12 protein-coding genes are annotated in these 12924 nt (G+C 64.9%); all 12 read right to left on the bottom strand.

The window, feature by feature from the left end:
* Positions 1–17 precede the first annotated feature (17 nt).
* Positions 18–1064, bottom strand: a complete 1047-nt coding sequence (gene dctP, locus NH448_RS19155; protein WP_052704344.1) for a TRAP transporter substrate-binding protein DctP — start codon at positions 1062–1064, stop codon at positions 18–20.
* Between the two features lie 73 nt (positions 1065–1137).
* The gene (locus NH448_RS19150; protein WP_083970399.1) at positions 1138–2409 is read right to left on the bottom strand and encodes a TRAP transporter large permease subunit; all 1272 of its coding nucleotides are present in this window, start codon (positions 2407–2409) and stop codon (positions 1138–1140) included.
* Entirely contained in the window at positions 2406–2924 is a 519-nt protein-coding gene (locus NH448_RS19145) for a TRAP transporter small permease (protein WP_045992755.1), read from the bottom strand. The genes NH448_RS19150 and NH448_RS19145 overlap by 4 nt, the downstream gene beginning before the upstream one ends.
* A complete protein-coding gene (locus NH448_RS19140) occupies positions 2921–4522 on the bottom strand; it encodes an AMP-binding protein (RefSeq protein WP_204248947.1) in 1602 nt (533 codons plus the stop codon). The genes NH448_RS19145 and NH448_RS19140 overlap by 4 nt, the downstream gene beginning before the upstream one ends.
* Positions 4512–5621, bottom strand: a complete 1110-nt coding sequence (locus NH448_RS19135) for a hypothetical protein (protein ID WP_045992756.1) — start codon at positions 5619–5621, stop codon at positions 4512–4514. The genes NH448_RS19140 and NH448_RS19135 overlap by 11 nt, the downstream gene beginning before the upstream one ends.
* Before the next feature lie 262 nt (positions 5622–5883).
* Positions 5884–6729 (bottom strand): ABC transporter substrate-binding protein, encoded by an 846-nt coding sequence (locus NH448_RS19130; protein WP_052704345.1) that lies wholly within the window; start codon positions 6727–6729, stop codon positions 5884–5886.
* 117 nt (positions 6730–6846) lie between these two features.
* Positions 6847–7902 carry a CNNM domain-containing protein gene (locus NH448_RS19125; RefSeq protein WP_045992758.1) on the bottom strand — a complete coding sequence of 352 codons (1056 nt, stop codon included), beginning with the start codon at positions 7900–7902 and terminating at the stop codon, positions 6847–6849.
* 245 nt (positions 7903–8147) lie between these two features.
* Positions 8148–9071 carry a protein translocase subunit SecF gene (gene secF / locus NH448_RS19120; protein WP_045992759.1) on the bottom strand — a complete coding sequence of 308 codons (924 nt, stop codon included), beginning with the start codon at positions 9069–9071 and terminating at the stop codon, positions 8148–8150.
* Between the two features lie 34 nt (positions 9072–9105).
* A complete protein-coding gene (secD, locus tag NH448_RS19115; RefSeq protein WP_045992760.1) occupies positions 9106–10956 on the bottom strand; it encodes a protein translocase subunit SecD in 1851 nt (616 codons plus the stop codon).
* 185 nt (positions 10957–11141) lie between these two features.
* Positions 11142–11480 carry a preprotein translocase subunit YajC gene (gene yajC, locus NH448_RS19110; protein WP_045992761.1) on the bottom strand — a complete coding sequence of 113 codons (339 nt, stop codon included), beginning with the start codon at positions 11478–11480 and terminating at the stop codon, positions 11142–11144.
* A gap of 66 nt (positions 11481–11546) precedes the next feature.
* The gene (tgt, locus tag NH448_RS19105; RefSeq protein WP_045992762.1) at positions 11547–12683 is read right to left on the bottom strand and encodes a tRNA guanosine(34) transglycosylase Tgt; all 1137 of its coding nucleotides are present in this window, start codon (positions 12681–12683) and stop codon (positions 11547–11549) included.
* A gap of 87 nt (positions 12684–12770) precedes the next feature.
* A partial coding sequence (locus NH448_RS19100; RefSeq protein ID WP_253029255.1) for an S-adenosylmethionine:tRNA ribosyltransferase-isomerase occupies positions 12771–12924 on the bottom strand: 154 nt, incomplete at its 5' end.

The raw sequence follows: 12924 nt of genomic DNA, 5'->3' as shown, positions 1-12924 counted from the left end.
GGATGCCGCGGTCGAGATTACTGGAGATAGCTGCGGTAGACCTCCACCAGTGCACCGGCGGACTCGCCGAACTCCTCGATATACGCCGACAGGTACTTGTCGCGAAGGCTGTCGGCAAGCGCCAGATCCTCCTCGCTGAAGGTGTACACCGTCTCGGCCTGTTCATCGACCGCCTGGCGAAGACGTTCGGACTCCTCGGTGAAGTTGGCGCTCGACCACTCGATGGTGGCCTCGACCGCCCGATGGAGTTCGTCGCGAGCGTCCTGGCTCAGTCCATTGTACTTGCGCAGGTTCATGATGAGCGGATAGGGCGTGCGCACCATCGAGCTCGCAAGCACCACCGGGGCGACCTCGGAGAGTCCGAGATTGACGTAGGAGGAATCGGTGGTAATCACGCCATCGACGCCGCCGGTCTGAAGCTGCAGAAACTGCTCGGCGGCACTCATGAACACCACGGTGGCGCCAAGGTCTTCGAGCGCCGGGTCGGTGTAGCCGCCCACGCCACGGATCTTGCGACCTTCGAGTTGATCCAGCCCGTCGATCGACTCGGCCAGGAACAGCGTGGTCTGCCCGGAGGAGTTGATGAACCCCAGCAGCTTGACCTGGGAGGCGGCAAAGGCTTCGCCCAGCGGTTCGAGCACGCGCGGGTCGTTGGCGAAGGCCAGCACGTCGGCGTCATCCAGGGAGTCGGGCGGAAACGGCACGGTGAAGATCTTCATCATGCCCACGGTCCCCACCACGTAGCCGCCGAACAGGCTGTACAGATCTACGGTGCCGCGTGCCGTGCCCATCAGACCGTCGCGTCCCTTGACCAGGGATTCCGAGGGGAAGACGTCGATTTCGAGCAGTGTCGGGTCGAGCTGGTCGGCCAGGTACTGGGTGGTACGCCCGCGGAAGTCCTCGGCGGGAAAGTAGTGGCCCAGACGCAGGGTTTCCGCCGCCTGGGTCGTGGTCGTGGTGAGCAACCCCGCCACCAGGGCCGTCGTCAGGGCGATGGCCAGGGTGGGGGACGGCGCGGGGGGCAGGGATGAGATGAAGCGACGACAGCAGAGGGAGGGTTTCATCTTGTTGTCCTCTTGGGAAGGTCCGGCGGAGCTCGGACGTAAGCTCGGTCGCAAGGGGCGGGACATCACTGGGTCAGCGACCGGTGACCAGTTCGGGAAAGACGCACAGGATGACGATGGATACGACGTAGAGGGCGATGAACGGCAGGGCGCCGCGCACCACCTGACTGATTCGGATGCCCTCGACACAGTCCCTGACCACGTAGAGGCACAGGCCGATGGGGGGTGTGATCACCGCGAAGCACATGTTGACCATCACCACCACGCCAAACCAGACGGGGTCGAAGCCGTAGGCGAGGATCGCAGGAAAGACGATGGGCACGGCGATGATGACCAACGAGATGGCATCGAGCAGGGTGCCGAGAACGAACAGCATCAGCATGACCAGCAGGAAGAAGGTCCAGGCGCCGAGTTCGGCCTCCACCACCACTCTGGCAAGCTGCTGGGGTAGCTGGGCGTTGCTCAGCGCATAGCTGAACAGCATCGCCGAGGCCAGGATAGCGAGCAGCATGCAACTGGTGCGGGTGGCCTTGATCAGCGCTGTGGTCAGGCTCTTTCGCGTCAGGCCCCTGCGCCCGAGGGCAATGATCAGTGCGCCGCCGACGCCAATGGCGGCCGCTTCGGTGGGGGTGGCGATGCCGTGATAGATGCTGCCGATGACCACCACGATCAGGGCGATGACCGGGCCGGCCTGGAGCAGTGACCTGATCCAGCCGAGGTCGGCGGCAAAACCGATCGTTGGCGCCCGTTTGCCTGACAGGCCCTGGACGACGCAGACGTAAGAGGCGAACAGCGCGGTGATCACCAGCCCCGGCACAATGGCGTGGGAAAACAGCTCGGCGATCGAGGTTTCGGTGACCACGCCATACATGATCAGCGGCAGGCTCGGAGGAATGATCATGCCGAGCCCCGAACTGGCGGCGACGGTGCCGGTGGCCATTTCGGGACTGTAGTGGCGCTTGAGCATCTCCGGGATGGCGACGCTACCGATGACTGCCGCGACGCCGACGGCGGTGCCGCTGACCGCACCGAAGATCGCGCCGGCGACGATGGCACTGATGGCGATGCCGCCGGGCAGGCGTCCCAGCCACTTGTCGACGCTTTCAAACAGGTCGCGGCCCACCCCGGAAACGTTGACGATCTCGCTCATCAGCACGAACAGCGGTATGGCCACCAGCACGAACTCCGAGGTAGTGCCCCAGATGATGTCGGACATGGCCAGGCTGGCGGCCAGGCCACCCTGGTAGATGATGCCCACCAGGGCCGCGAGCCCCAGGGCGAAGGCCACGGGGACGCCGAGGATCAACAGGATGGCCAGACTCAGGGCGACGCTGAGAATCATCATGGCGTGGGTCCGTCCTCGTCGGTGGCGGGCGCCTTGAAGTGCGCCAGCTTCTGGTGGATCTGAGCGATCAGTTCCAGCACAAAGATCGCGGAGCCCGCCGGCATCAGCGACTGGGGCAGATACAGCGGTACCGCCAGGGTGGTCGAGGACCGCCAGTTGAGCTGATAGGACAGGAGAGCGAGTTCCAGGGTGGCCCAGAAGGCGAAGGCCGCGAACACCAGGGTGCAGCCGTCGACGACCAGCCCCAGACGGTTCTGGGCGGCGATCGACAGCCGTCCCTCCAGCAGCGACATGCGGGCATGACCGCCTTCCCGATAGACCCGGGCGATGGCCATGAACAGGATGCCGGAGACCAGATAGCCCGAGACCTCGGTGACCCAGACGGTGGGGGCCCCCAGCAGGTATCGACTGATGACCTCCCAGATGATCGAAGCGACCAGGAACACCATGATCAGCAGGGCGGCAAAAAAGCCGGCATCGCCCAGGGTGCGGCACAGCCGGAGGAAGGGATTCATGAGACACCTTCGGCCGAGCGGCCAAGGTAGAGGGTTCGATGGTTGTCCCTGAGCTCGGCCTTGATCACCTTGCCCATGGTGTTGCGTGGCAGGTCGTCGGCCACCAGTACCCGCTTGGGAACCTTGTAGGCGGCCAGTACATCGCGCAGACGGCGGCGAATGGCATCTTCGTCCGGGGTGGCGCCAGCGGCCGCCACCACCACGGCGGTCACCGCTTCGCCGAAGTCGGCGTGGGGCAGCCCGATCACCGCGGATTCACTGACCTCCTCCATGGCGTCGAGCAGCGCTTCGACCTCGCCCGGGTAGACGTTGTAGCCCCCGCTGATGATCACATCCTTGCTGCGACCGACGATGGTCAGGTAGCCATCCTCATCGATACGGCCGTTGTCGCCGGTGCGAAACCAGCCGTCACGGGTGAACTCCTGGCGAGTCTTCTGTGGCTGCCGCCAGTAGCCCTTCATCACGGCAGGGCCTTTGATCTGGAGGTGTCCGACGTTGCCGCTGGCAAGCGGGGTGTCGTGGTCATCGGTGATCCTGAGGCTGACGCCCTCGATGGGGAGGCCCACCGAGCCGAGGCGCCGTTCGCCAACCACCGGGTTGGAGCTGATGATAGTGGCCTCGGTCATGCCGTAGCGCTCCAGGATGGTGTGCCCGGTCAAAGCGTGAAAGCGCCGGGCGGTGGCCTCGCTCAGGGGCGCGGAGCCCGAGACGAAAAGACGCATCCCCGAGGTGGCCGCGGCGCTGAGATCAGGGTGCTCCAGCAGCCGGCTGTAGTAGGTAGGGACGCCCATCATCACCGTGGCTTCGGGCAGCAGGTGAACCACGGTATCGGCATCGAAGCGCGGCAGCAGGTGCATGCGACTGCCGGACAGCAGCACGCAGTGGGTGGCGATGACCAGGCCGTGGGCATGAAACAGCGGCAGGGCGTGGATCAGCACGTCGCTTGTGCCGAACTCCCAGAGTCGGGTCAGCGCCCTGGCATTGCTGGCCAGGTTGGCGTGGGTGAGCATCGCCCCCTTGGGGCTGCCGGTGGTGCCGGAGGTGTAGAGAATCAGGGCGACGTCGTCGCCTCGACGAGGCTGGACTCGGTGGCGCTCGGCCTGCTCCGACGCGAGTGTCATCAAACTGCCCGAGCCGTCCGCCTCCAGGGTGAGCCGCTGGATACCGGGGTGGCGGTTCAAGACTTCTTCGCTCGTGGCCATGCACGCGGAGGAGGCGACATAGAGCACCGGCGCGGCGTCGCCGAGAAAATAGGCGATCTCGGTGGCGGTATAGGCGGTATTGAGTGGCAGATAGAGGGCGCCCTGACGCAGCACCGCCAGGTACAGCAGCAAGGCTTGCGGAGATTTGTCGACCTGGGCGGCGACGCGATCCCCCGGCCTGACACCGAGCGCTGTCAGGGCGCAGGCCAGGCGGGCACTCTGGGCCATGGCGTCGGCGTAGGACAGGGTGGTGGAAGGCTCGCTGGTGGCTCTGTTGGAAGCCCCGCTGGTGGCCCTGTTGAATGGCGCTGTGGTCAGCAGGGGTCCATGCCCCACCCGCTCGGCGACATCCTGAAACATCCGAAAGACGTTGCGGCAGCTGGCCTCAGTGTTCATCCCAGGCCTCCAGGGTGTCGATGATGCCAAGCGCGTGGAGGTGTTCGGCGCTGGCTTGTGGATGATCGCCTCTAGGCGTGATCAGCGCGGCCACCCGTGAGGGCAGGCTGCGAACGCGTCCTCTGGCGGTGAGTCTCACCTGGCTTGCGCAGGCGGCGAGGGCGAGATAGATGCCACCCGAGAGTTCACCATCGATCACCAGCTCAACGGCGGCACCCGAGCGCACTCGGTGCTCGATGGTGCTGGCCAGACGCACCAGCGCCAGGCTCTGTAGCCTGGCTTCATCGATGGCCCTCAGGCTGTGGCAGCTCCACTGGCAGCGCAGTATCAGCGAAAGCCCAGCGGGGAGGCGCTGGATTGCCTGAGCAAGGTCTGCAAGATCCCGGTGATCCGGCGGGGCGCTTCCGTGGCAGGTGATCCAAGCGTGCTGCTCCTGCTGCGACCGGCTTACCCGAGCTGACGGCAAGGTGGCGACGGATTCAGTAGCGGAACCGACATTGAGGTCGATTCGACGTGACGAGGCGAGCCACCTGGCGATGTCGTTGCGCAGCGCTGTCAGTGTTCCGCTCGTGGCATGGCCGGCGGGATCGCGCCTGAGTCGGGACGCCGCCGAGATGACGGCGTCCACTCGGTGCTGGTGGAGATTGCGGGCATACAGCAGGCGAGGCCCGCTCATCGCCAGACGGTTGGCTGGCGTGTAGAGACGCTGGTCGGCGCACATGGCCACCAGGCTGGCACCGCCGAAGGTATTGTGCCCCAGCACCGCCAGGACCCCGGGGATGCGCTGGCGTCCGACCAGCAGGTCTCCTATCAGGGCACGCAAGTCGCCCTGTACCGCCACGCCTTCGTCGACCTTGGCACCGGCGGAGTCGATCAGCATCATCAGCGGCAGGCGATGTTCGCTGGCCGTGGCGATGGCCTGGCGAAAGATCGCGGTTTCCCGCTTGCCGATGGCGCCTCTGGCACGCTCCGGTAGGGTGGTAACGGCGACCAGGCGAGTCCCTTCAAGCTCGATCACGGCGCTCTGTGCTGCGGCCGGGGAGAGCGGATCCGACAGCGGAGTCTGGGGGGCGATGTCCTGAAGCAGATGAGAGGTCATGGTGTACGTCGCCTTCGGCATGCCTGGTGGGTTGTCTGGTATGCCATTTAAGGCTAGATGGCATGCCCTGGTGCGCCATACCTCCCAGGAGGTAGCGGCTATTCGGCCGCTGGAGGGGGCGATTCATGGTGGTTGAACGGGGGCGTCGGATGGCCGCTGTGGAGAGCCGGTGCGGCTTTGGCCCCGCCAACGACGACGCCCCCGCGGCCTGGCCGCGGGGGCGTCATTCGTTGTTGGTGCAGTGAGTTCGGTGCGACCGTGGTCAGGGCGCCAGCGCGGCCACCACCTCTTCGACCTGGAGGCGGGTGCTGTCCAGGCCCTGGCCGGCCAGATACCAGAGTCGCGGCGAGCCGACGGCGATTGCCAGATCGTCACCGACGGCCTGCGTCAGCGCCTCGACATCGAGAGGCGTCTGGCCGATGGCGGCGCTGCGGTCCACCACCCACACCAGGTCGGGCTGGGTGGCGGCGATCTGCGCCGGCGTCAGCGGCGTGAAGGTACGCTCACCACGCGTCACGCTCTCGACGTTCTCGGGAAGTTCGGGCGAGGCCAGTCCCATCAGGTCATGCACGACGGCGTTGTGCTGGACGATAAGCTTTCCGTCATTGTGGACGACCACCAGTACCTTCGGCGTCCCGCTGATCTCGGCCAATTGCTGATCGAGCGCCTGGCGCAGGTCCGCAAGCGCCTGCTCACCCGCTTGCTGTGCATCGAACAGCGCAGCCAGATCGTCGACCCGATGTTCAAGCTGGTCCCAGGCGTCCTCGCCCTCGGTCGCCACGGCGTAGACCGGGGCAAGAGCTTCCAGATTTTCGCGTTCGGCTTCCAGGCGCCCGCTGATCAGGATGGCATCGGGTGACAGCGACTCAAGGGCTTCCATGTCGGCGACCTTGAGGGTGCCCACGTCGGTGAAGGCGTCGTCGGCATAGTCGGACAGATAGTCGGGAAGCGTTGCCTGGGCGACACCGGCGATACGCTCGCGCTGCGCCAGGTTGTCGAGGATGTCCAGGGCCGCGTAGTCGAGGGCGGCGACCCTTTCCGGCACCGGTTGCGCCCAGGCCTGGGCAGTGACGCTGAGCAGGGCGGCGATGGCGAGAGACTTGTACATGCTTTCTCCATTGATAATCATTTTCAATGGAGATGTTATCGCAAATGTTCGGCCAAAGGGGGAGCGTCGCCGTGCTACGTTGCGTTGCGTACTGGCGAACGCTCCCTGGCGCTGGGTTCAGGAACCCTGGCTGGCCGGGTCGCCGGAGTCTGTCTTGGCTGACCTGCCTTGTCGACGCTGGGTCCAGCGCTGCTTGGCGTACTTGCGCATATTGGTGACGTTGTCGGTCTCGTCGACGATATCCTGGCCGAGCACCGTCTCGATCACGTCCTCCATGGTGATCAGGCCCACCCATGTGCCGTGGTCGTCATACACCACCGCCAGATGCTGACGATCCCTGAGCATCATGGTGAAGACGTGCTCGACGCTGTCGTCGGCCTGTACCGAGGGGGCGTCCTGCATGATCTCCTTCATGTCGACGGATTCATCCGCCTGGTAGGCGTCGGCCTTGTGCACATAGCCGATGGCCTGTTCGCCGCCGTCCATCACCGGAAAGCGGGTGAACGGCGAGCGCACCAGTTCCTGCTCGAACTGGGCCACGGTCATCGATGGGCGCACCGTGACGCACACGGTTCTTGGCGTCATCACCTTGCCGATCTTGATCTCGTGCAGGTTGAGGATGTTAGTGATGGCGCGGGTCTCGTCACGATCCAGCGCATCCTCGTCCAGGCCGATGCGCGCCAGCGCCTTGATTTCGCCGCGCATATCGGTGTCTGCGGCATTGCCGCCTATACGCTGGGTGATCTGCTCGGACATCCAGATGAACGGCTTGAGAATCAGGATCAGGGTATTGAGGATGGGCGGTAGCCAAGGCGACAGCTGGCGCCAGTAGGTGGCGCCGATGGTCTTGGGGATGATCTCCGAGAGGATCAGGATGGCCAGCGTCATCACCGCCGAGGCGACGCCCAGCCAGGCCTCGCCGAAGACCACCGCGACCTGGGCGCCGACGCCGGTGGCGCCAACGGTGTGGGCGATGGTGTTGAGCGTCAGGATAGCCGCCAGCGGGCGATCAATATCCCGTTTGAGGGCGTTCAGCTTCTTGTGCAGCGGCTCGTTGGTCTCCTGGACCTGGGCGATATAGCTCGGTGTCAGCGACAGGATGGCCGCTTCCAGTACCGAACACAGGAAGGAGGCGCCGATGGACAGTACGGCAAAGGCGATCAGCAGGAACATGCGGCCTCGTCACGTTTTAATGGGGTGGATGACAAGCATGAAAGGGGGCGCTGGCCAGGGCAAGTGACTGCGGGCATTTTCTGGAAGGAAACGACCTATCTCGCGTTGCGGCATGGTTTTCGAAGTGAACTGAGAGGCCGCCGACAGCGTTGCCGGCTCGCCGTGATCGGGCGGCGACCTCGGAAAGGAAGAGGCCCCGCCGTGGATGATCCACGACGGGGCCTCGAGGGGCAGTTGCGGTGATATCAGGGCAGCTGCTCTTCCTCGGCGTCTTCCTTCTTCTCCGGGATCAGGTCGCGGCGCTGGAGCTTGAGCTTTATCAGCAGGGCCGCCGCCACGTAGATCGACGAGAAGGTACCCACGCCGATACCGATCAGCAGGGCCACCGAGAAATTGTGGATCATGTCGCCACCGAGCCAGGCCAGCGCCAGCAGTACCAGCAGGGTGGTGCCGGAGGTCGCCAGGGTGCGGGACAGGGTCTGGTTGATCGCCTCGTTGAAGATCGCCGGCATGTCGTCGATACGCGACTTGCGGATATTCTCGCGGATACGGTCATAGACCACGATGGTGTCGTTGAGCGAGTAGCCGATCACCGCCAGCACGGCGGCCAGCACCGTCAGGTCGAACTCCATCTGGAACAGCGAGAAGGCGCCGACCACGATGATCACGTCGTGGACCAGTGCCAGCAGTGCGCCGATGGCGAACTTGTACTGGAAGCGGAAGGCCACGTAGAGCATGACCACGCCGAGGGCGACCAGCATGCCGAGACCGCTCTGGTCACGCAGTTGACCGCCGACCTGGGCACCGACGAATTCGGCACGCACCAGGTCCACCTGGGCGCCGCCCTGGGCCAGCAGGCCCACGACCTGGTCGCCGACGTTGGCCTCGAAGGTCTGCTGCAGACGAATCAGCACCTCATTGGCGGCGCCGAAGGTCTGTACCGAGATGTCATTGAAGCCGGCTCCCTCGAGGGCGCCGCGCACGCTGTCCAGCGCCGGGGCGGTGGCGTAGCGGACTTCGACCAGGGTGCCGCCGGTGAAGTCGAGGCCCAGGGCCAGGCCCTGCACCACCAGCGACACCAGTGAGACCAGGATCAGGATCGCCGATATGGCAAAGGCGATCTTGCGCTGGCCCATGAAGTCGAGATTCAGGTTGGTGAGGCGTTTCATACCCTCTCCCCGTTGTGTGCAAGTGGACATGGGCTTAGATCCATAGCTTCTTCACCGGCTTGCCGCCGTAGATCAGATTGACCATGGCACGGGTCACCAGCAGGGCGGTGAACATCGAGGTCAGGATGCCCAGCGACAGGGTGACGGCGAAGCCCTTGACCGGGCCGGTACCGATGGAGAACAGGATCAATGCCACCAGCAGGGTGGTGATGTTGGCGTCGACGATGGAGCTGAAGGCGCGCTCGTAGCCGGCGTGGATCGCCTGCTGCACCGACAGTCCTGTGCGCAGCTCCTCACGAATACGCTCGAAGATCAGCACGTTGGCGTCCACCGCCATGCCCAGCGTCAATACGATACCGGCGATACCAGGCAGCGTCAGGGTGGCGCCGAGCATCGACATGGCGGCGACCAGCAGGGTCAGGTTCAACGCCAGGGCGATGTTGGCGATGACGCCGAACACCTTGTAGCGGATCAACATGAACAGCACGACCAGCAGCAGACCGATCTGGACCGAGAGCATGCCGCGCTCGATATTGTCGGCGCCGAGGCTTGGGCCGATGGTGCGTTCCTGGGCGAAGTAGATCGGTGCCGCCAGTGAACCGGAGCGCAGCAGCAGTGCCAGCTCGCCGGCTTCGGTGGGCGATTCCAGCCCGGTGATGCGGAAGCTGTTGCCCAGCGCGCTCTGGATGGTGGCCAGGCTGATGATGCCGCGTTCGGTGTAGGGATCACGCACGGTTACCTGCTCACCGTCCTCCATCACCGTACGGTCACGGGTCTTGTGCTCGATGAACACCACCGCCATGTTGCGACCGATGTTGGTGCGAGTGGCGCGGTTCATCAGGGTGCCGCCGGTGCCGTCCAGGTTGATGTTGACCTGGGGGCGACCGTTCTCGTCGAAGCCGCGGCTGGCGCTGGACACGCTGTCGCCGGTGATGATGACGTCGCGCATCAGGTCGGCGGTGCGTCCGGGCTCGTTGCGGAAGGGCAGCGCCTCGGTCTCGTTGGACGGGGTGTCGGTGCGCGCCTCCAGGCGGAACTCCAGGTTGGCGGTGGCGCCGACGATACGCTTGGCGGCGGCGGTGTCCTGCACACCGGGCAACTCGACCACGATGCGATCCGGGCCCTGGCGCTGTACCAGCGGTTCGGCCACGCCGAGCTCGTTGACGCGGTTGCGCAGGGTGGTCAGGTTCTGGTTGATCGCGTAGTCCTGGATCTCGTCCACGGACGCGTCGGTCAGGGTCATCGCCAGGCTGGCGCCGCGTTCACGCTCGACATCCTGGTACTGGAAGTCGGGGAACTCGCGGCGAATCAGCGTCTCGGCGGCGTCGCGATCCTCGGCGTTCATGAAGTCCAGCGAGATGGTGCGGCCGTCGATCTCGGTGTTGCGGTAGCGGATGCGCTCTTCACGCAGGGTCTCGCGCATGGCGCTGGCGTTGACCTCGAGACGCTGATTGACCGCCGCTTCCATGTCCACTTCCAAAAGGAAGTGCACGCCGCCACGCAGGTCCAGACCAAGGGTCATGGGCGAGGCCGCCAGCGAAGACAGCCACTCGGGGGTGGACTCTGCCAGGTTCAGCGCGACCACATAGTCATCGCCGAGCTGCTGGGCGATCAGGTCACGGGCGGGAATCTGGTCCTCGGCGTCGTTCAGCCGGATCAGCAGGCTGTTGGGCTCCTGTTCCACCGTCTTGACGTCGATGTCCGCCTCGGCCAGGGCCTGTTCGAGGCTCTGCTGGCGGGATTCGGAGAGGCTCAGCTCGCCACGATCACTGCTGATCTGGACCGCTGGGTCTTCGGGAAACAGATTGGGAAGGGAGTAGACCAGGCCGACAAGAAGTACCACCAGGATCAGCAGGTACTTCCATAAAGGGTAACGATTGAGCATCGGGGCTCTGCCCTCAGGTTGCTGACAAATAAGGGAAAGCCGGGGGCGCTCGAGAGGTGCTCCGGGGACTTTCCAAAGCGAAGGGTGCGGCTGCCTCGCCAACGCGCGACAGCCGACCGATCGGCTCCCCCCGCGTCAGCATGGGGCCCCCTTCGGCGCACAGGGCCGAAGGGGAATGACACCAATCAGATGGACTTGATAGTGCCCTTGGGCAGCACGGCGGCCACGGCGTTCTTCTGCACGCTGACTTCGGTGCCTTCGCTGATTTCCATGGCGAGGAACTCGCTGTCGTCGCTGACCCGGGTGATGCGGCCCATCAGACCACCGCCGATGACGATCTCGTCACCCTTGGACAGGCCAGCGATCAACTGCTTGTGCTGCTTGGCGCGCTTGGCCTGGGGACGCCACAGCAGGAAGTAGAAGATCAGCACGAAGCCGACCAGCATCACGATCTGGGCGATACCACCACCGGCGGCAGCGCCAGCATCCTGGGCCAGGGCCGGGGAGATGAAGAAGTCCAACATGTACGACGGTCTCCTGAAGTCGTGGGGAAAAGGGAGTCAGACGGCCGGCGGCTGCCGACCGGGTCATCAATTCGGGGCGGGGGGAACCGGCAGGCCACGCCTGGCATAGAACCCTTCCACGAAGTCAGCCAATGTACCCGCTTCGATAGCACCGCGCAAACCGGCCATGACACGCTGATAGTGACGCAGATTATGGATCGTGTTGAGCATCGATCCGAGCATCTCGCCGCAGCGGTCCAGGTGGTGCAGATAGCCCCGCGAGAAGTTCTGACAGGTGTAGCAGTCGCAGTCATCTTCCAGCGGGCGGGTGTCGTGACGATGCTTGGCGTTGCGGATCTTGACCGTGCCCTCGGCGGTGAACAGGTGGCCGTTGCGGGCGTTGCGGGTGGGCATCACACAGTCGAACATGTCGACCCCGCGGCGTACCCCTTCGACCAGATCCTCGGGCTTGCCGACGCCCATCAGATAGCGCGGCTTGTCCGCCGGCATCCACTCGGGCAGGTAGTCGAGCACCTTGATCATCTCTTCCTTGGGCTCGCCCACCGACAGCCCGCCGATGGCGTAGCCGTCGAAGCCGATGTCGCCGAGGCCCTTGAGCGAAGCCTCACGCAGATCCGGGTACATGCCGCCCTGGATAATGCCGAACAGCGCCGACGGTGAGTCGCCGTGGGCATCGCGGGAGCGCTGGGCCCAGCGCAGCGACATCTCCATCGAACGGCGCGCCTCGTCGTGGGTCGCGGGGTAAGGGGTGCACTCGTCGAAGATCATGACGATGTCGGAGCCCAGCGAGCGCTGCACCGCCATCGACTCTTCCGGTCCCATGAACACCTTGGAGCCGTCCACCGGCGAGCGGAAGTGCACGCCCTGCTCGGTGATCTTGCGCGTCTCGCCCAGCGAGAACACCTGAAAGCCGCCGGAGTCGGTGAGGATCGGCTTGTGCCACTGGGCGAAGTCGTGCAGGTCGCCGTGGGCCTCGATGACCTCGGTACCGGGGCGCAGCCACAGGTGAAAGGTGTTGCCGAGGATGATCTCGGCGCCGATCTCTTCCACCGAGGCCGGGGTCATGCCCTTGACCGTGCCGTAGGTGCCCACCGGCATGAAGGTCGGGGTCTCGATGGTGCCGCGGGGAAAGGTGATGCGACCTCGGCGGGCCCGGCCGTCCTCGGCCAGCTTGTCGAAGCGCATGAAGCATTGCTCGCGCATGGGTCTCTCCGTGCCCCTTGGGGGCGTTGATTCGAGCCTGACGACGGTGGACCGCTCGGCCGAGCAGCCACCGCCTGGCAAATAGGGTCAGCGTGCCGGCGTCAGCAGCATGGCGTCGCCGTAGCTGAAGAAGGCGTAGCGTTCCTTTACCGCCTCGCGGTAGGCCTTCATCACGGTGTCGTAGCCGGAGAAGGAAGACACCAGCATCAGCAAGGTCGATTCCGGCAGATGGAAGTTGGTG

Source organism: Halomonas sp. OfavH-34-E (assembly GCF_024124525.1).
Classification (GTDB): domain Bacteria; phylum Pseudomonadota; class Gammaproteobacteria; order Pseudomonadales; family Halomonadaceae; genus Halomonas; species Halomonas litopenaei.
The sequence above is the reverse complement of the archived record's forward strand: the minus strand, read 5'-3'. Positions and strand labels throughout refer to the sequence as shown.

Bases quoted from the DNA above. Each gene is read 5' to 3' on its own strand.
- dctP (WP_052704344.1), bottom strand. From the start codon at position 1,064: ATGAAACCCTCCCTCTGCTGTCGTCGCTTCATCTCATCCCTGCCCCCC.
- NH448_RS19150 (WP_083970399.1), bottom strand. From the start codon at position 2,409: ATGATGATTCTCAGCGTCGCCCTGAGTCTGGCCATCCTGTTGATCCTC.
- NH448_RS19145 (WP_045992755.1), bottom strand. From the start codon at position 2,924: ATGAATCCCTTCCTCCGGCTGTGCCGCACCCTGGGCGATGCCGGCTTT.
- NH448_RS19140 (WP_204248947.1), bottom strand. From the start codon at position 4,522: ATGAACACTGAGGCCAGCTGCCGCAACGTCTTTCGGATGTTTCAGGAT.
- NH448_RS19135 (WP_045992756.1), bottom strand. From the start codon at position 5,621: ATGACCTCTCATCTGCTTCAGGACATCGCCCCCCAGACTCCGCTGTCG.
- NH448_RS19130 (WP_052704345.1), bottom strand. From the start codon at position 6,729: ATGTACAAGTCTCTCGCCATCGCCGCCCTGCTCAGCGTCACTGCCCAG.
- NH448_RS19125 (WP_045992758.1), bottom strand. From the start codon at position 7,902: ATGTTCCTGCTGATCGCCTTTGCCGTACTGTCCATCGGCGCCTCCTTC.
- secF (WP_045992759.1), bottom strand. From the start codon at position 9,071: ATGAAACGCCTCACCAACCTGAATCTCGACTTCATGGGCCAGCGCAAG.
- secD (WP_045992760.1), bottom strand. From the start codon at position 10,956: ATGCTCAATCGTTACCCTTTATGGAAGTACCTGCTGATCCTGGTGGTA.
- yajC (WP_045992761.1), bottom strand. From the start codon at position 11,480: ATGTTGGACTTCTTCATCTCCCCGGCCCTGGCCCAGGATGCTGGCGCT.
- tgt (WP_045992762.1), bottom strand. From the start codon at position 12,683: ATGCGCGAGCAATGCTTCATGCGCTTCGACAAGCTGGCCGAGGACGGC.